This window comes from Geothrix paludis, assembly GCF_022808815.1.
Taxonomy (GTDB): Bacteria; Acidobacteriota; Holophagae; order Holophagales; family Holophagaceae; genus Geothrix; species Geothrix paludis.
Map to the genome: position 1 here is coordinate 403,131 of NZ_JAKZLC010000002.1, position 16,764 is coordinate 419,894.

Consider the following 16,764-nt stretch of genomic DNA (forward strand, 5'->3'; position numbering starts at 1 on the left):
CTTCGAAGCCACGGCTGGGCCTCGCCTTGCCGCGCCATCCACTCGAACCGATTGAGGCTCCCATGCGATCTCTCCTTCTTGGGGCGATGCCCTGCCTGCTCTTCGCGCAGGCGCCGCCCCTCTCCTACGACGACATCATCCAGCGGGCCCGGACCAGCCCCGAGCAATTCCGGACCGAGGCCCTGCTCGCTGAACGGCATCGAGCCCTGGCCAGCACACGTGGATTCCTGCGCGAGGGACCAGCCCTTGGCATCGCCGCCGGGCCTCGCACGAACCCTATCGCTCCGACGACAACGGACCAGACCATAGATCTGGACTTGCCGTTGTTTTTGTCGCAAGGCACCCGGAGTCGCCTGGAGGCATCCCTCGGCAAGGCCGACCCGGCGCTTCGTGACGCCGCCAAGATTGAGGCACGTTTCCGTCTCCGCCAAGCCTATCTGGACGCCTGGCTGGCCGAGGAGGTCCTGCACCTTCGGGAGACGGATCTCGCGACGGTGCAAGCGTGGTTCAAAGCCGCCCAGGTGCGGCTGGAGACCGGAGCGGACCCCGCGTTCCAGGTGACCCTGGTCGAAGGCGAGCGGCTCCGCGCCCAGGCTGATCTGGACGAGGCCCGCCGCCAGCGACTGAACGCCTGGGCCGTGCTGCGATCCCTGGCTGATGTGCCCTCGGCACCTACCGTTTTGGCGGCCCCGGGGGAGGCTTCCCTGCCACCCTCCGACGACCTCCAACCCAGGTTCGAGGCCAGCACCCTGCGCCGGGCCATCCAGGAGCGTCTGGATCTGGAAGAGCAGGCCCTTCGGCACCAGGAAGCCATCGCCACCAGCCGGTGGAGTCTCCGAGGCAGCTACGGCAAGGAAGGGGAAGACCGCATCGGCAAGGTTGTCTTTGCGTATCGCTTTCCCCGCCCGGGTGAAGGTCAGGCCGTCCGGCGGGAGACGGAGGCCACTATCCAGGCCACCAAGCGTGAGCTGGAGACCGCCCTACTGGAACTGGATGCCCGCTTCCAATCCGCGCTGGCAAGGCTTCAGACCGCCACGCCGCCCTTGCCCTTCACGGGCTTCGAGCAGTCCCTCAAGGCCATCAGCTTGCGCCTCAGCGAGGGCAAGGAACGCCCTTCCGAGGCCCTGCCCATCCGCCGCCAGCTCCTGGAGGCGAAGGCCGCTTCCTTCCGCCGCCTCTACGCCGCCCACCTTCTGTCCGCCGAAGTCCAGGCCCTCACCAACGGGGTGAACCCATGAACCATGTCCTTCGACTGTCCCTCTTATCCCTTGTGCTGATCGCCACCACGGCATGCGACCGCAAGGCCGCGCCCCCTGAAACCAAGGAGGCCCACAAGGATGAGGCCACCCGGGGCGACGAGCCCATGCACCTCCCGCTGAAGGAGATCCGGGGGCTCCGGTTCCTGGTCGTCCCTGAACCGACGGCCGAGGGGGCCTGGTATCCCGCCGAGGCCATCGGGGACGAATCCGCCCAGGCGATCCTCAGCAGCCCTGTGAAAGGCATCGTCTCGGCCATCCAGGTTTCCCCGGGCCGGCGCGTCGGGACCGGGGCCGGGCTGATCACCCTCCAGAGTCCGGAGCTGGCCCGTCTCAAAGCCGACTGGCTGTCCACCAGGGCGAAGCGCGAACGCGCGGAAGCCGAACTGGCCCGGGAGCAGCGTCTCTACGAAGCCCAGGCCGGTTCGAGGCGGGACCAGGAAGCCGCCCGAAGCGACGCGGCCACGGCCCGGGCGGAGGAGGAGGCCGCCCGGCTCGCCCTGGAGGCCCGGGGCCTGAAGCCGGAAGCTGCCGGCGCCGTCCTGACCGTGAAGGCCCCGAAGGCGGGGGTGGTCACGACCTACAAGATCCAGCTCGGGCAGGGGGTCGAGGCCGGGCAGGACCTGGGCAGCTTCCAGGCCGCTTCCGCCGCCATCGTCCGGCTGGAGCTGCCGCTCCCGGCCCCCGAGAACTGGCGGCCTGGCGCGGTCACGGAGGTCCGGAAGGGCGACGGCCAGCGCTGGAAGGCCCGGCTGGAGGGCACGCCCATGACCCTCACCACGGACACCCGGCGCCTGAGCTACCGCCTGCGGCTGCTCGGGGGTCCACTGCCGATTCCCGGCACGCCGCTGGAAGTCCATGTGCCCCTGGCCAGGACAGTCGTTCTTCCCCAGAGCGCCCTTCAGCAGGTGGAAGGCATCTGGGGTGTCTTCGTGAAGGATGGCGAAGAGGCCGAGTTCCGGCCCGTGCGCCGGGGCCCTGAGCTGGGCACCGACGTGATGGTGCTCGACGGTGTGAAGCCCGGCGAGACCGTGGTGGGCGAAGGGGCCTATCTGCTGAAGTCCCTCCAGATCAAGCGTAAGAGCGGCGGGGAAGACCATGACCACTGAGCCGACCACTCCCCACCACCGCTCCCTGATCCGCCGCTGGTTCGACTGGATGCTCCCGCGCAAGGGGTGGGTGTTCGCGCTGGCCCTCGTGTGGGGCGTCGCCGGGCTCGCCAGCTTCGCGACGTTGAAGCGCGACCTCTTCCCGGATCTCACCCTCCCCAGCCTCAACCTCCTCATCCAGAGCCCGGGACGGGCCGCCACGGAGCTGGAGCTGACCGTGGCCCAGCCGGTGGAGCAGGCCATCGGGGGGCTTCCGGGCGTCAAGCGCGTCGTGAGCACCGTGCAGGCCGAAGTCGTCCAGGTCGTGGTCTCCTTCGAAGGGGACACCGACCCCTGGAGGGCCCGGCAGCTCGTGGCCGAACGCCTCGCGGGCATCATCGGCAACTTCCCGGAGGGAACCCGGGCCCCGCTCGTCTCCAGTGCCGCCGGGCGCCTCCAGGAGATCATGGAGATCGTGCTGGAAGGCCCCGCCACGGACCCCATGAAGCTGCGGGACCACACGGAGAAGGTGATCATCCCCCGGCTTCAGGCCGTCCCCGGCGTCGCCCGCGTCGAGCGCCTGGGCGGCGAGGAGCGCCAGCTCCAGGTCATCGTCCAACCCGAACGGATGCGTCTCCAGGGCGTGAGCCTCACCCAGATCCTCGAAGCCATGGACGGCACCCACCAGGACAGCGCCGCCGGCGTGATGGAGATCCAGGACAAGGGTTGGTTCATCACCGTGGGCAGCCTCGCGGCCCAGCCCGAGGCTGTGAAGAAGCTCCGCTTGAAAACACCCCGGGGGACGATCCTTCTGGGCGATGTCGCTGAAGTCCGTGAAGGCGCTGGCTTCCGGCGCGGGCTCGCTCGTCACCAGGGCCACGAGGACGTGAGCCTTCGGGTGGTTCGCCAGCCCACGGCGGAAACCCTGGCGGTCTCGCGTGAGACACGGAAGGCCCTGGATGAACTGCGCCAGAGCCTTCCCGAAGGCATGGACCTGACCTTGATGTACGACCAGGGAAGGCTCGTCACCCACGCCCTGAACGGCGTGACGCTGGCGCTCCTGCTCGGTGGGCTCTTCGTGGCCCTGGTGCTCGTGCTCCTCCTGGGGAACTTCCGGGCGGCCCTCATCGTCATCGCCGTGCTACCCCTGGCCACCCTTGGAGCGGCGATCCCCCTGAACGCCGCAGGCATGGGCCTCAACGCCATGACCCTGGGTGGCCTCGCCATCGCCGTGGGCCTGCTGGTGGATGCCGCCGTGATCATGGTGGAGAACCTCGCGCATCGCCTCCATGAGCATCGGGATCACATCGAACCTCGCAGGGTGGCCCTTACCCGGGCTGCCGCTGAAGTGGGGATTCCCGTCCTCACGGCGGTGCTGGTCATCCTCGCCGTCTTCATCCCGTTGCTGGCCATCGGGGGACTCGCGGGCAGGCTCTATGCGCCGCTGGCCATCGCTATCGCCGCAGCTATGACCCTCAGTCTGGTCTTGAGCTTCACCCTGGTGCCCGCCCTCGTGGAGCGGTTCCTTCCGCCCGGCGCTCAGCTTGAGGAGCCCCGTCTGGTGGTGACCCTGAAGCGCGTCTACCGCCCGGGCCTCGCATGGGCCATGGGCCATGGCCCCATCGTGCGGGTGCTGGCCCTGGGGCTGACCATCCCGAGCCTCTGGCTGGCCCTGCACCTGGGAAGCAACTTCCTGCCCAACCTGGATGAAGGGGCCCTCCTCCTCAACAGCATCCTGCCGGCGGAAACGAGCCTCGCTGCCGTCGACGAAGCCAACTTCCAGCTCGAACAGAAGCTGGTGAAGCTCCCCGGTGTGTCGTCCGTCTATCGCCGGACCGGGCGCTCCGAGCTGACTGAGGACCCCATGCCCCACACGATCTCCGACGTGCTGGTGGTGCTGGATGGCACCAAGCGAACTCCCGAAGTGCAGAAGGAGGTCGCTGAAATCTCCGAGGAACTGCCCTACCCGGTGGAGCTGACCACGCCCATGCAGATGCGCATCGCCGAAGGTATCGGCGGCACGCCAGCAGACATCCAGGTGAAGCTCTTCCACCCGGACCTAGGGGTTCTTCAGACCCAGCTCTCCAGCATCCAGGAAGCCTTGGCCAAGGTACCGGGCGTGGCATCCGTTACACCCGAGGGCGCCGGATCCCTGCCGAAGTGGACCGTGGTGCCGGACGAAGACGCCCTCCGGCGTCTCGATGTCCCACGGCCCCTGATCGTGAAGACCTTGAAGACCGCCCTGCAGGGCCTCGACACCACGCCCCGCTTCGACGGCCCCCAGCGGATCGAACGGATCGTCCGTTTCCCAGACGATGGCCGCACCAGCCCCGAGACCCTCAAGCGCCTGCCCCTGGTCCTCGAGGATGGCCGTGTGGTGGAGCTGGGCCAGGTCGCCCGCTTCGAGGAGGCCAGCACGCCCAGCCTGATCCGCCGCGAGGCGGCCCAGCGGCGCCTGGCCCTGAACGTCCGTACCTCGGGCGACCTCGGTGGCACGGCGGATCGCCTGGAGAAGGCCCTGAAGAGCATCACGTTGCCCAAAGGTACCGTCGTGAAGCTGGGTGGCAAAATCGAGGAGGCCCGCGAGACCCAGAAGCGGCTGCTGGTGGCCATCGGGGCCGCCCTGGCCCTCGCGGTGGGTCTGCTCTACCTGGCTCTGGGGCGCTGGCGCGAGGTCATGGTCGTCGTGCTGACCCTGCCAGACGCCTTCGCCGGGGGGCTCTTCGCGCTCTGGCTCGCGGGGGAGACCTGGAACATCAGTTCCATCGTGGGGATGATTGGGCTCTTCGGTGTGGCCGTGCAGAACAGCCTCGTCCTAATCTCCCAGGCCAAGCATTTGATGGCCGCCGGGATGCCCTTCCACGAGGCACTGAAGGAAGCCAGCCTGGGTCGCGTGCGCCCCAAGCTCATGACTGCTGGGAGCGCCATCCTCGGCCTCATGCCGATGCTGCTCGGCATCGGCGGCAGCGAACTGGAGCGCCCCCTGGCCATCGTCATGGTGGGCGGCCTCATCACCAGCACCCTGTTCACCCTTTTGGCCCTCCCAAGCTTCTATGCCTGGGTGGGAAAACCGAAGGAGATGGAGCATGAGCACATCTAAACGAGCCTTCAAGATCCACGGCATGGACTGCGCCGAGGAGATCGCCCTTCTCAAGCGTGAGGTGGGCCCGGCGGTTGGAGGAGAGGGCCGCCTCTCCCTTGACCTTCTAAACGGAATAATGATTGTCGAGGAGGGGGCTTCGGCCTCCTCCGAGGCAATCATCCAAGCTATTCCCCGTACAGGCATGAAGGCTGAATCCTGGACCGACGGGAGGCCCCCCGAAGGGAAATCGCGCCGTCAATGGGTTCAATTAGCCCTCATGGTGGCGAGTGGTGCCCTCACTGCCCTGGCCTTCGGTCTACACGCCTGGTAGGCAGGTGGGTTCATTGGGGCCCTTGGTTCTGAAGGATTCGGCCAAGCCCATGCCGTGCCCTGGCTATCGAAGATCATTTACTTATTCGGCATTACCTCGGCTTGTTGGTTCATCGCCCCCAAGGCGTGGCTTTCAGCCAGACGCTTCCGTCTGGATATGAATCTTCTGGAGATCGTAGCCGTCGCCGGGAAGGTCTCTGCCGATTCTCCCGGCTCGATTTCGGGTCGGGATCGGCTTCGTTCCCCTGGTCACGCGAACCCAACTGTTGGGCTGGATCACGTCGAATGTCGTAGCAATTGAGCCGCTGGTAAATCCCTACCCGGGTCAATGACGCCTGCCTATTCCCTCCCTTAGTCAACCAAGCGACCCCGCTAAATGGAAATCAAAGTGAGCACCGTCCCATCTGGGAGTTTGACCGACTGGGTTTCAACTTCCAGTCGGGAAACACCTCGACTTGAAATCCAATAATTTGCCGGTTCAACCTTTACTTCCGATAACCCTGATGCTCCGCCGAAAGCCATCCGGAAGCCATCGGTTTCAGGGTGGAGTCCAGAAGCCAGAAAGTACTCCGAAGGGAATCGGATACTTCGTTGGAACCAAACCAACCTCGTCTGGTTATGGCAGACGAGGCATGCGCTTTCATTGGTCCTCCTGATCAACCTGATCGCGGCAGCCGTCAGGCTTGTACTGAAATCAGCGCCAAGCAGGGAGGCCGTGCCCAAGGTCACTGTCCGACCTTTCATCCAAGGATCGACCAGATAATTTGGCAATAGCAACTGGCTTCCAAACTCATTGGCTTTCTTCTCTACAAGCTTGGCCTCGAAGTCCTGAGGTCCGATGTCCTCTTTTGCACACAGGAATGCTCCCGTCTCCCGATCGTTGATCCAGTGGGCCAGCTCGTGGGCGAGTGAGAACCGCTGGCGTCCATCGTTGCTATCGGAGTTGATGCTGATGACGGCGTGATTTCCCCGGGCGACCAGTCGGGCTTCACTTCCCCCTAGGCGCCGGTAAATAACCTTTGCTCCTTTGTCGAAGGCAATTGCCTCCAAATCAATGTGTGCCGGTCGCCTGACCCCGTAGTCCCATAGCAGCCGTTCTGCTGGCGACAACCGCTTCAGATCAACGCTCATGGTCGCCAGTTTTGATCTCGCCAAGGGCAACCAGGTCGTCATAGAGGCTCAACCAGTCGTCATCGGGCTGATTTTTGCCCTCCCGATAGGCCAAGCCGAGGGCCGGGTTGCGGGCGAATGCAGTCTGAATGATCTGCTTGATCTGGCCCAAGGTAGGTCGGGCGACCGGGGCGACATGGGCGCGAGCCTGTGCTTCCATCTGTTCTCTGGCCTGAACCAGCCGCTGCCGGTGGACCGAGGCGGCGGCACCTCTCATGACAGCCCTCATGTGTGCCGCAATCGCACCAAGGTCCTCACCAGCCTCAAGGGCTTCCTGCCGCAACTGTAAATCCGTGGTCTTCGCCAGATCCTCCAGGGCGGCATCCCGAAGGGCTGCAATCTCCTTGCGAGCCTTCGATTGGTTCATGATGGCCTCTTCTCAGAGAAGATTTTTGCCACTCCACGGCGGAATCGCCGTCTGGCCGTGTCGTACTGAGTTTGGGATATGCCGCCCATGTCCATGATGTCAGCGGGAGGCAGTTCATCTTTAATCCCCAGGATGACCCAGGTCACTTGGAGGTCTTCAGCGAAAAAAGCCTCAATCTTGTCGGCATCGACCTTGGCGCGAGTCTGCCATTCCGAGCTGGCCTCTACTTCGATCATATTGGCGAGGGCGTCTGGGTGGCGTTGGTCCAACCTTCCCAGAACTTCGTCGACACTCATGCCATCGGGTACGAGGGCTTCCAACTGCTTGGTCCGAGACTGCTGAAGCGAGTTGCGAGAGTCACTCCCTAGTCCTTTCATGGTCTGAATCATGTAGGCGATGAAGGGCACGGACTTTGGCCAATGGCGATCCCCACCCAGGGTGCGGCAGATCGCCTCGTTAACGATTTCATCGGGGTCACTGTAATCACTTCCCAGTAGGCAGAACGAAGCCGCTTTCCTGAGCCGATACATATCCTCGGCCGAAAGGGCCTCGATGGCTTGGTCGACCTCTTCCCGTGACGCCAGGCGGTCCAGTGATTCACCACCCTTCAATACGTTCCTCCTCCCACCTATGTATGCGGAGATTATCCCTGAACCGGACAGGTTAGGGGCCGTCCGGATTTCTCGGCAGCTCCGCATACATAGTTGATGGCAGTCACATTGGCTCCCACTCCACCCTTTTTCATGGAGAATTCCGTGTCCGACGAGCATTCCGACCAGATTTCTGGTCACAGCAATACCTTCAAGATCATCGTCAATGGCCGTCCCCGCGAGGTGACCGACCATAAACTGACCTACCAGCAGGTCGTCGACCTGGCATTTCCGGGCGACCAGCCCGATCCGAACATGGTCTATACCGTGGCCTACGCGAACCCTCACGGGAAGGATGGGACGTTGGTCGATGGCCAGGACGTGCCGGTGAAGGATGGGATGATTTTCAATGTCACCAAAACCAACCGTTCTTAATCCCGACCTCAAGCGCCTGCTCGATGACGGCTACGAGATTGACCTCCCCGGGAACGGGTACTTGGTCGTCCATTCCGTCCCCTACGTCACGGCTCAGCGCACAGTGGCTTATGGGAAAGTCATTACCGACCTCACCGAGAATCTCGGGGAGCTGCTCCCTCCCCGAGATCATCAGGTGTGGTTCTGCGGAGAATTCCCCTGCCGACAGGATGGAACTCCCATAGAGGGGATTCGACATTCTTCTGCTGCACAGGCCCTATGGGAGGGATTCCAAGTCCAGCACAGATTCTCCAATAAGCCCCCCACTGGCAACTTCCCGGATTACTACTCGAAGATGGTTAGCTACATCACGATCATCTCGAACGAAGCCCGCGCGATTGACCCCAATATCAAACCATGCACCTTCAAAGTAGTTCCGCCGGTTCAAGAGGACTCGGTGTTCAGGTACCACGATTCTGCCTCCAGCCGCGCTGACATCCTCGCAGTCTCGGCCAAGCTGGCCATGAAGAAAATCGCAATTGTCGGCCTGGGCGGTACTGGATCCTACCTGTTGGACTTCACTGCCAAGACTCCGGTCCAGGAAATCCACCTGTTCGATGGCGATGCCTTTCTTCAGCACAACGCCTTCCGGGCTCCTGGGGCGGCCTCAGAGGCGATCCTCGGGCAGAAGCTGCCAAAAGTTGATTACTACGCCCAGGTCTACGATGCGATGCGCCGGGGGATAGTGCCGCACGCCGATTACCTGACGGACGACAACATCGAGGCCATAGTCGGTTTCGACTTCGTCTTCATCTGTGTGGATAAGGGGCCAGTGCGAAGACTGATCAGCGACTTCCTGCACGAGCACGAAATTCCGTTCATTGATGTTGGCATGGATCTACAGATGGTCCCAGAAGAGACAGCCCTTTTCGGCACATGCCGGGTCACCCTGAGCACCACGACTAAGCACGATCATTTCGCAAAGAACGTGGACATGCATGACGACAGGGCGGACGACCTCTACCGGAAGAATATCCAGGTCGCGGATATGAATGCCCTCAACGCGGCCTTGGCAGTCATTAGGTGGAAGCAAATCTGCGGTTTCTACCAGGACCCACTCCAGGTGCATCACATGACCTACTCGATCAACTCGCAGTCCCTGACGAGGGCCGAAATGACTGGAGCGCCGGAGGAATGAAGCAACAGGCGGTCAGGCCGGAATTCGTTAAGGTCATCCCAGAGCGGCTGGAAGATGGCGTTCTATACATCTGCGAACAGTACCGCACCGTCGCCCACAACTGCTGCTGCGGTTGTGGCCAGGAGGTCATCACTCCGCTCGGTCCCGCCGACTGGTCCTTGCGACGGGAGGGTGACAATGTGACCCTCCACCCCTCAATCGGAAACTGGGGGTTCCCATGCCGATCCCATTACTTCATTCGGCGAAACCAGGTTGTTTGGTTAAAATCCATGACCAGATCAGAGGTGGAACGAGTTCGGCGGAGGGACCGGAGGGACAAGGCCGCCTACATAAAGGAGGTCAATCGTATGAAGGAGGAGGCCCCCCCTGGCTCGAAGGCCCGGGGGGAGATGGAAAGAAAGCCCTCTGCCTTCATGCGCCTCCTGCGAGCATTCTTCTTGGGGCAATGACGCTACGCTCTAAAGACATCAGTCTACGGCCCCAGCATGCTGGGGCCGTAGAATTCCTGAACATGGCGCATCACCAATCGTCCAGAGCCACCACTCACGAGTTTCGAATAGATTTCAGATAGGTTTCGCAACGATCTCGAAGGTCTTTGATCATCTCGATCTCAGCCCGGATCGACTTCTGCTGATCCAAGGGAGTGGACCCAAGCTTCGCCCATAGGGCCTCCAGTTCGTCCTCCAAGTGCACCAGGATGGCCAGTGCCTCGACCTCCTTCGCCAAGCGCGAGGCCAAGCGCCTCAGGCGGCCGAGCAGGAAGGTTTCCTCCTCCTTAGCCTCCAGGCGCCGGATCTCGGCGTCGAGGTCGGCTAGCCATTCTTCGGGGCCATCTACCGCCGGAGATGGGGCCGCTGCCCGAAGCTCGGAGGAGCTGCGAGACGTGTGGGCACGCTCACGAAGGTCAGGTCCGGGAATGGGCTGGCGTTTCGGTGGTTCGGGATCCGGGGTATGTCTCGGGAAGCCGGGTTTCTTCATGGGGTCTCCAGGAGGCGGCATGCGCCTGAAAATCAATATTTATCGAATGCTTGATCAACCTGAAAGAAGGGGAAATGAACAGTTTCATTGTAGGTCGTCAGATTATGCGTAAGGCCAAGGAGGGGGAAACCATACCGACCCAAATGGATGGCTCAACTGATGTGGGCTATGCGCATGCAGCATGTTGCCCTGCCAATCGCAGAGGACTGTCTCATCATTCTACGGAGCGTAAGTGCAGTTCTTTGGTGATCGCCTTGGATAGCCTCCAGTCACCCGTGCTCATTTGAAGCCCGGTTTTCTTGTGCTTGGATAGATGGGCTGGGGTGTGAGACCACTCGGATCTGAGTTGGGTGGCTTCCGCCAGGTCGCCTCTCGAATGGGTGGCTCGAACTCCTCCAAGGACTCCACGGCAGGGACCAGACCGGGAAGGAAATCCATCAGCTCATCCCCGATGGAAATGAGCAGGGAGTCGGAACCGGCGATTGATATGGGTCCGGTTTCATCTGGAGCCAGTTGTTTTTGTACTGCCCCAGGTTTGGTCATGCCCTTTTGAATCGTTCTCTTCTTCAGGCTGGTCACTGCAGCCTGTGAGGCCTCCTGGAATGGCAGCCACAGTCCATTACTCGGGGCATAACAGAGATCTCCCACGGCCGGATGATCCGGATCTGTTCCTTTCAACTCCAAATGCGCCAATCGGCGCATTTTCGGCCAGATCCGAAGTGAAAGCCCGCTCTCCGAAGCGACTAACCAAGAAATGAGTCGGACCATCCCCCGGGACTTTACATCGCCCAAAGAGTCCAGCTCACCATACCTATTCAGATACTCATGAAGCACCAGGGAAAGCCCCATTGCGTACGGGCTCTTCACGGCGGCCTCAAGCATGCTAGGTGTCCACTTCCTTCGCGAGGCATTTTCGGGGAGCACCTCGGCATCGAGGCGAATGTAGTCCAAGAACCTGGCCTGTTGGGCCGGGTCATCCAGCCAATCATGCAATTTCAGTCCAGCCAGGACTCCAAATGGGGTGGTTTTGAGATTCTCCCGACTGAGGCAGCCCCTTCCGCCCAGGCTCCTGGAACCAGGGCCATTGCCTGGCTTGGGCTCAACATGACCGTCGCTCCAAGCACTGCCACTGTCCCAAGGATTCTGCCCTCCTGGGGATCGATGCACGTGATCCGCATGCCGTCCACGACTTCCAGGTTCGCATCGCAAGCCAGAAGGACCGGGCGGGCGGAGTGATTCGGATTGTCGGGGGTTGATGCCGGAACCACCCAGACTGACTGGGAGTTCAATGGGCATTGAAGGCCCGATTTCAGCAGTTCCGTTGTTCGTTCCTCCCAGCGCCTCAGGTCCTCCTCGTATGGAAGAATCCAAGCCGGGAGGCCCAGGTAATTTGCCTGACCAGCCAACAACTCTCCCTGCCATGGGCTTTTCGAGTTTCCCGATGGCTGGGACAAATGCCTCGCGATCCCCTCCCGAGTGATCGGGTCGTTCGAGGTCGGGCTGGGTTGGCTCAGGGATAGACCGGAGTCGCCCGGTTCGGGCCAAGGTGCGCGCCCGTTCTCGGTGTAGTCGTCGCTCATGTAAACCCTCCTTCATAAGGAAACGCATGTGATCGCTCAAGTGGCCGACCCCGATCAGTGGTGAAACGCTATGTCCTGAAGAGATTTGGAACTCAAGATTTCGAAGGGCCCAGGCGATCTTCTTCTTGGTGGATTTGATGAGCGAAGGTGACTTTGGCCGATGTCGATCGGCCTCGATCTGGCGTCTTCGTGGCGAGGCTTCGAGCACCATCTCCTGCGTTGGTCGCCGCCCATCAGGAGTGATGATTTCCCATCCCACTAACCCGACGCCTGGACACAATCCAACTGCTGGGGGTCGAAGGATCCATCCATGCTCTCGGAGATGGTCAATCACGGTTTGGGCGAACAGCGCCTCGAGACGCGGCGCATCTTCTCGATTCGCAAACGCCCTACGAGCGTCGAATCGCCCATGGCTCACGGTCTTGGTCCTTCGTTCCCGTTCAGGGTGGCGCTTACTTTTTCGCCCTACAACGTGAGTCTGAGGGGATTCAAGCGGCGCCACCGAATAGATCGGACCGTGGATGTGCGCGTGGGGCACACCAGCTAGTCCACGGTCTGGACGGGCTCCATCTGCTCCACGTCCCACCGGATGAAACCGCCACTCCCCAGCAAGTCCTGCTACCCGGACGGGGTTCCGATGCCCAGCGGCGAGGGCCCGACTCTCTATATCCCCGAACACACGCTTCATTCCGATCTCGATCCCCTCGACAAGCTCTGGCCTTCCAACGAAGAGGCTCAGTTCTTTAGGGAGGGTGAAGTCCAATTCATGGACGAGGGTGTAATCGGCCTTGCCCCGACTTCGTCGAACCACCTTTTCACCCGTCACCGGATGATTTCCATCCGCCAGGCGTTGACGATGCTCATCCGTGACCACATCGATTCCCCAAACTTCCCAGGCATGCCCGACGCGACCTCCAATGGGAAGGTCCACCCATGCATCCACCACCCTTGGAGCACTCAAGTAGGGTTCGGAACGGCCTTGAAAGAGATTTGGATCATCTAGAATCCTTTCTCTCAGTAGATATCCGCCATTCCCGAGGTAGCCGACAATCCCGCCATGCTGCTGTGCCTTCGCAGTGGTGATAGGTTGATGTTTGATCGTGAACCTTGGGGGCATACCGATCTCGGTAGCATGTGGCTCAATCACCGTGATGGACCACTTTCCGGGGAGCCGAAGCGGAGCGGAGGTGGGCCCCGGAATGTGGGCAGCAGTGCTTCGCCGCCTTTGTGCTGAAGAACCTAATGCCCTAAAGGTCGCTCTTCAAGATGGGTGTTTTATGAGGTGGTATTTACGCGATGCCGCGGTGTCAGTTTTGCGAGCGACATGACGGCATGTGCCGTTGGCACGCCGTGGCAGGAGGAGATGACACCAGCTACGTCGTTCTTGGCATCTTCAGAAGATGGACCCCATCTCAGCGCCCTTCCTTGCGTGGGCCATAACAGACCAACCATCGACGACATCCTCTCCATGCCATCGGTGCAGCAGACATTCGGCCCGAGAGGCGAGATACCACCTCAGAAGCGCCAGATCTTGATCCGAACACCGGCACACGCATGCTGATAGGCCAGGAGGTCACACCATGTTCATCGTCGAATCCCGCGAGCGGGAAGCAACCACCACCATTCGAGTCGTCGTCCCGGATTCACTGCACAAGCGCCTGGGAGAAGCGGCCCAGAGGGCGAACGTCGACATCCAGGAAGTTGTCCGGCAAGCGATCGTGTATGCCTTCAGGCAGTCTGAGGGCGCATCTCCATCTGCGTCTGGTCGCAAGCGTAAGAACGGATTGAAGGAGTCACGCGCTTGTGGCTCCGTCCAGAAGCACCACCCCGAACCGCTCGATAATACGGATGCTGCACCGGTCAGCCGCGCGCCTGAAGACTACTGAACCCGCCAAGGGTCAACATCCATGCGCCATTTATCGAACTCGCTCCAGCAGATCCAAATTGCCCTTGCGAACCAGAGGGGGGTCTGTGCAGTAACTGGACGGGCACTTCTTCCCCAGGATGGAGTGCTCGTCAACGGCCTCCATGGCCCAGACGCGATATCCCCTTCGGCCCCCGGGCTTCGTGGCCATGCGCGGCGCCTACCAGATCCTCACGTGATCGGTTGGTGGCTGATGCCACTCCTGAATCCCGATTGGCTCAACACAGTGTGCCGATCCGGATGTTGGCGGCGCGCGGCATGGCCATCACAAGAAGCACTCAGCATGCTCGATCGTCCGACTCTCCCTATGGAAGCCCTGAAGGCACCGTTTGCTGCCCGAGTATGGCTCGGGCTTCTCTTTGCCGAGGAAATCCGAAAGTGGCGCTATGCCTTTGACCCATCACAAGTCTTTCTCGGTCGATCTACTCCAGCAGGAAGCCGAATACTTGAAGCCAACCCTATGCACGATGGGTGGGTGCTCATTCCCAGGACACCTCTCGACTGCACCTGGCTAAAGCACCCAACCTGGCCACCAGACACATCGAGGTGGGATCACTGGCTTCAAAAGCAGCCGGATCCCTGCCATTACTGGAGGCTGAGCAAGGGTGGCGCCTGATTTCACGGTTTGCATCCACCCATGCTCTGGAGCCTCCTAGGGGCGCTTAATGTATCCAAGTGGCGCAGGCTTGGTTGTGACCATCTGCCCCGTAGTTTCTGGGACCGTCATCGATCCCCCCACCGACTCGATGGCGGCCTTCCATGCCTCGATGCGCTCGGCGTAGACCTGCTTGGTTTGCTGATCGTGCTGGATACCCGGAGTGCTGTCTGACACGAACCATAGGGCAGGCACAGGCGCCACCATCTGACACCCCGCATAGGCCTTCAGGAGCAGCTTCTCCAAGGACCATGGCCCCGCCCCGACCACCCAGCCGTTCTGCTTGGCACGATCGAGGTATTCCTTGGTGTCGGCTTCGCCGATCGCCACGGGGACCAGCTGGCCGGAAATGGTGACAACGGAACTCTGCTCGCCATTGCCGGTGCCATTTCCCGTGGTCTTCAATTCGAATTCGGTGCCTCGAAGGGCGGACAGCACGAACTGACCGAGGTAGCTCTGCCCGCCAGAGAAGAAGGTCAACCCCCGACCGAAGATGCCGAGGGCCTCCTCATTGCTTCGCTTGGCCCACTTCGAATCGACAAGGTAGAGCGAGGCACCCATGACCCGCTTGCCGTCCACCACGGCGTAAGGCGTGATCGCCAGGGTCTGACCTCCGAAGAATTTCAGTACCCTCTTTCCGACCAGGCCATCGGAGACATCCACGCCACTGGCAGCCATCCAGGCCGGGACAAATTGGGTGGGCCACATGCCCGTGCCATGAGGCTTGCCGGGAAGCGGCTGCCGTTCGGGGGTGAAATCAGTCCCTTCGAGACGATAGGCCTTGATGACATTCGGCTCCCAGCCAGCGTCAGGAGCCTTGCCCTTGAAAATGACCAGATACTTGTCCCCTTCCAGGGTGAAGACCCCATCCTTCTCAGTGAGGGTTCCTTCGTCCTCCTGGGGAGAAGGGAGAACCGTGAACCCCTCTTCCGGCCAGAGGAACACCCGGAACACTCCCTTCCCCTGCTTCATGCCTGCATTGATGCTCAGCCGGAACACGGTCTGCTCGTCGTCTGACATGAAGTTCACGAATTGGGTGGCGAACTGAGAGTAGGTGGCCGAACCGCTACCTGTAACCTGAGGCGCCTTCGTCCACCTCCCCCGAAACCCGAACAGAAATTGATTCGTCTTCTTGGAAACCACGGCGCCGACGAGAGACTTCGGCAGACCCAACTTGTCGTTCACATCGACTTTCGCGGCCGAGGCGGCTTTCGCAGGCGAAGGCTTCTTCTGCGCACCTGCCCACAGTTGAATGCCCGAGAGGGCTAGGAAAAGAACCAGCGTCATTCGATTCATGGATGCTCCTGATCTGAAGATGCAAGGTCATGGCGGGGTCTGGATGGACTTGTCCGACATTACTTGAAACGGGTTATTGTTGAAAATCTTGAGCCCGCCACCACTTCTCCGCCTGGGATAAGCTGAGGCCATGGCTTTCAGCCACCTTTCTCGCCCTGGATCCGTGGGCGTAGGGGGTGGGTGTTTGCAATTAACTGATTCGGGTATTTTCGCATGAGCCCGGTCGGTGCCTACGGAAAAACGCGCATCCCAGCGGTTCCTCGAACGCTCGGCGAGCGGCTTCGGAAGATTCGACTGGCCTGGAATTGGTCCCAAACTGACATGGCAACCACTCTTGGGACCAACCAGCGAACCTATTCGGCCTGGGAGAGAGACCTCCAGCTCCCGAGCCAGGCCAGCATGATGGCCCTGTGCAGGTTCCTCCGTATGCCAACCTCCGCCTTGCTGGAAGGAAAGGCTTTCGGTGTCCCGGAAGTCCCGCTCCGCTTCTCTCCGGGCCCAGGGGGCACAGATCGACCTGGAACCCCGGTTCTGGTGCCAGACCTTGATCCGGACATTCCCGCCATGTTGCTCCCCATGGATTCTGCTGAGTCCGCTGGTCCCCTGAGTTCTCGCCAAGCGTTGGGGGCTCTGAAACAGGCACTCGCGGAAGGACGATCCATCTGGATTGTGGTCGGCCCCCGAAACTGATGCGGATCATGCATCCCGCGCGTTGGTCGGATGAGAGGGCGGCTGATCGGGGGGGCCCTTCATGAGGCTCAAGGCACTCTGGCCGAGAGTTTCATCCTGAAGGAGCCGGACAAGACAAGCCCGCTTCACCAACACACCGCCATAGC

General features: G+C 61.4%; 16 protein-coding genes. 10 read left to right on the plus strand and 6 right to left on the minus strand.

Going from position 1 to position 16,764, the window contains the following annotated elements; all coding sequences use genetic code 11:
• Positions 1 to 62: 62 nt before the first annotated feature.
• The 4 genes from MLE64_RS07435 to MLE64_RS07450 are packed head-to-tail and all read left to right on the plus strand — an operon-like array spanning position 63 to position 5,757.
• The gene (locus MLE64_RS07435; RefSeq protein ID WP_243317143.1) at positions 63 to 1,238 is read left to right on the plus strand and encodes a TolC family protein; all 1,176 of its coding nucleotides are present in this window, start codon (positions 63 to 65) and stop codon (positions 1,236 to 1,238) included.
• Complete coding sequence (locus MLE64_RS07440) at positions 1,235 to 2,365, plus strand: efflux RND transporter periplasmic adaptor subunit (protein ID WP_243317144.1); 1,131 nt, start codon at positions 1,235 to 1,237, stop codon at positions 2,363 to 2,365. Before MLE64_RS07435 ends, MLE64_RS07440 begins: the two co-directional genes overlap by 4 nt.
• The gene (locus MLE64_RS07445; protein ID WP_243317145.1) at positions 2,355 to 5,444 is read left to right on the plus strand and encodes an efflux RND transporter permease subunit; all 3,090 of its coding nucleotides are present in this window, start codon (positions 2,355 to 2,357) and stop codon (positions 5,442 to 5,444) included. Before MLE64_RS07440 ends, MLE64_RS07445 begins: the two co-directional genes overlap by 11 nt.
• Positions 5,431 to 5,757 carry a hypothetical protein gene (locus tag MLE64_RS07450; RefSeq protein ID WP_243317147.1) on the plus strand — a complete coding sequence of 109 codons (327 nt, stop codon included), beginning with the start codon at positions 5,431 to 5,433 and terminating at the stop codon, positions 5,755 to 5,757. The genes MLE64_RS07445 and MLE64_RS07450 overlap by 14 nt, the downstream gene beginning before the upstream one ends.
• 371 nt (positions 5,758 to 6,128) lie before the next feature.
• Here the strand turns inward: MLE64_RS07450 and MLE64_RS07455 are convergent, their stop codons facing one another.
• The 3 genes from MLE64_RS07455 to MLE64_RS07465 are packed head-to-tail and all read right to left on the minus strand — an operon-like array spanning position 6,129 to position 7,904.
• The gene (locus MLE64_RS07455) at positions 6,129 to 6,887 is read right to left on the minus strand and encodes an ImmA/IrrE family metallo-endopeptidase (protein WP_243317148.1); all 759 of its coding nucleotides are present in this window, start codon (positions 6,885 to 6,887) and stop codon (positions 6,129 to 6,131) included.
• Positions 6,877 to 7,293, minus strand: a complete 417-nt coding sequence (locus MLE64_RS07460; RefSeq protein ID WP_243317150.1) for a hypothetical protein — start codon at positions 7,291 to 7,293, stop codon at positions 6,877 to 6,879. Before MLE64_RS07460 ends, MLE64_RS07455 begins: the two co-directional genes overlap by 11 nt.
• Positions 7,290 to 7,904 carry a hypothetical protein gene (locus MLE64_RS07465; RefSeq protein WP_243317151.1) on the minus strand — a complete coding sequence of 205 codons (615 nt, stop codon included), beginning with the start codon at positions 7,902 to 7,904 and terminating at the stop codon, positions 7,290 to 7,292. The genes MLE64_RS07460 and MLE64_RS07465 overlap by 4 nt, the downstream gene beginning before the upstream one ends.
• Before the next feature lie 144 nt (positions 7,905 to 8,048).
• On the opposite strand from MLE64_RS07465, the gene MLE64_RS07470 reads away from it, so the two are divergent.
• From MLE64_RS07470 to MLE64_RS16030, 3 genes are read left to right on the plus strand one after another with little or no spacing between them, the layout of a single operon-like run.
• Positions 8,049 to 8,318 carry a multiubiquitin domain-containing protein gene (locus MLE64_RS07470; RefSeq protein WP_243317152.1) on the plus strand — a complete coding sequence of 90 codons (270 nt, stop codon included), beginning with the start codon at positions 8,049 to 8,051 and terminating at the stop codon, positions 8,316 to 8,318.
• On the plus strand, positions 8,293 to 9,495 hold the full coding sequence (locus tag MLE64_RS07475) for a ThiF family adenylyltransferase (RefSeq protein WP_243317153.1): 1,203 nt from the start codon (positions 8,293 to 8,295) through the stop codon (positions 9,493 to 9,495). The genes MLE64_RS07470 and MLE64_RS07475 overlap by 26 nt, the downstream gene beginning before the upstream one ends.
• Positions 9,492 to 9,944 (plus strand): ubiquitination-like system serine protease family protein, encoded by a 453-nt coding sequence (locus MLE64_RS16030; RefSeq protein WP_423748244.1) that lies wholly within the window; start codon positions 9,492 to 9,494, stop codon positions 9,942 to 9,944. The genes MLE64_RS07475 and MLE64_RS16030 overlap by 4 nt, the downstream gene beginning before the upstream one ends.
• A gap of 94 nt (positions 9,945 to 10,038) precedes the next feature.
• On the opposite strand, the gene MLE64_RS07480 is transcribed toward MLE64_RS16030, so the two are convergent.
• Together MLE64_RS07480 and MLE64_RS07485 are read right to left on the minus strand one after the other, a co-directional pair.
• The gene (locus tag MLE64_RS07480) at positions 10,039 to 10,473 is read right to left on the minus strand and encodes a hypothetical protein (RefSeq protein ID WP_243317154.1); all 435 of its coding nucleotides are present in this window, start codon (positions 10,471 to 10,473) and stop codon (positions 10,039 to 10,041) included.
• A gap of 279 nt (positions 10,474 to 10,752) precedes the next feature.
• A complete protein-coding gene (locus MLE64_RS07485; protein ID WP_243317155.1) occupies positions 10,753 to 11,355 on the minus strand; it encodes a hypothetical protein in 603 nt (200 codons plus the stop codon).
• Positions 11,356 to 12,690: 1,335 nt separating this feature from the next.
• Between MLE64_RS07485 and MLE64_RS07490 the strand changes: the two genes are divergently transcribed.
• Positions 12,691 to 13,056: an SPASM domain-containing protein gene (locus tag MLE64_RS07490; protein ID WP_243317157.1), complete on the plus strand. Its 366-nt coding sequence runs from the start codon at positions 12,691 to 12,693 to the stop codon at positions 13,054 to 13,056.
• 577 nt (positions 13,057 to 13,633) lie between these two features.
• Positions 13,634 to 13,939, plus strand: a complete 306-nt coding sequence (locus MLE64_RS07495; protein WP_243317158.1) for a hypothetical protein — start codon at positions 13,634 to 13,636, stop codon at positions 13,937 to 13,939.
• Positions 13,940 to 14,629: 690 nt separating this feature from the next.
• On the opposite strand, the gene MLE64_RS07500 is transcribed toward MLE64_RS07495, so the two are convergent.
• On the minus strand, positions 14,630 to 15,928 hold the full coding sequence (locus tag MLE64_RS07500; RefSeq protein WP_243317160.1) for a hypothetical protein: 1,299 nt from the start codon (positions 15,926 to 15,928) through the stop codon (positions 14,630 to 14,632).
• 213 nt (positions 15,929 to 16,141) lie between these two features.
• Between MLE64_RS07500 and MLE64_RS16035 the strand changes: the two genes are divergently transcribed.
• A complete protein-coding gene (locus tag MLE64_RS16035) occupies positions 16,142 to 16,618 on the plus strand; it encodes a helix-turn-helix domain-containing protein (RefSeq protein WP_423748245.1) in 477 nt (158 codons plus the stop codon).
• Positions 16,619 to 16,764: the final 146 nt, after the last annotated feature.

What these genes read in the sequence shown, in the direction of transcription:
- MLE64_RS07435 (WP_243317143.1), top strand. Translation starts at nt 63, where the DNA reads ATGCGATCTCTCCTTCTTGGGGCGATGCCCTGCCTGCTCTTCGCGCAG.
- MLE64_RS07440 (WP_243317144.1), top strand. Translation starts at nt 1,235, where the DNA reads ATGAACCATGTCCTTCGACTGTCCCTCTTATCCCTTGTGCTGATCGCC.
- MLE64_RS07445 (WP_243317145.1), top strand. Translation starts at nt 2,355, where the DNA reads ATGACCACTGAGCCGACCACTCCCCACCACCGCTCCCTGATCCGCCGC.
- MLE64_RS07450 (WP_243317147.1), top strand. Translation starts at nt 5,431, where the DNA reads ATGAGCACATCTAAACGAGCCTTCAAGATCCACGGCATGGACTGCGCC.
- MLE64_RS07455 (WP_243317148.1), bottom strand. Translation starts at nt 6,887, where the DNA reads ATGAGCGTTGATCTGAAGCGGTTGTCGCCAGCAGAACGGCTGCTATGG.
- MLE64_RS07460 (WP_243317150.1), bottom strand. Translation starts at nt 7,293, where the DNA reads ATGAACCAATCGAAGGCTCGCAAGGAGATTGCAGCCCTTCGGGATGCC.
- MLE64_RS07475 (WP_243317153.1), top strand. Translation starts at nt 8,293, where the DNA reads ATGTCACCAAAACCAACCGTTCTTAATCCCGACCTCAAGCGCCTGCTC.
- MLE64_RS16030 (WP_423748244.1), top strand. Translation starts at nt 9,492, where the DNA reads ATGAAGCAACAGGCGGTCAGGCCGGAATTCGTTAAGGTCATCCCAGAG.
- MLE64_RS07480 (WP_243317154.1), bottom strand. Translation starts at nt 10,473, where the DNA reads ATGAAGAAACCCGGCTTCCCGAGACATACCCCGGATCCCGAACCACCG.
- MLE64_RS07485 (WP_243317155.1), bottom strand. Translation starts at nt 11,355, where the DNA reads ATGCTTGAGGCCGCCGTGAAGAGCCCGTACGCAATGGGGCTTTCCCTG.
- MLE64_RS07490 (WP_243317157.1), top strand. Translation starts at nt 12,691, where the DNA reads ATGCCCAGCGGCGAGGGCCCGACTCTCTATATCCCCGAACACACGCTT.
- MLE64_RS07495 (WP_243317158.1), top strand. Translation starts at nt 13,634, where the DNA reads ATGTTCATCGTCGAATCCCGCGAGCGGGAAGCAACCACCACCATTCGA.
- MLE64_RS07500 (WP_243317160.1), bottom strand. Translation starts at nt 15,928, where the DNA reads ATGAATCGAATGACGCTGGTTCTTTTCCTAGCCCTCTCGGGCATTCAA.
- MLE64_RS16035 (WP_423748245.1), top strand. Translation starts at nt 16,142, where the DNA reads ATGAGCCCGGTCGGTGCCTACGGAAAAACGCGCATCCCAGCGGTTCCT.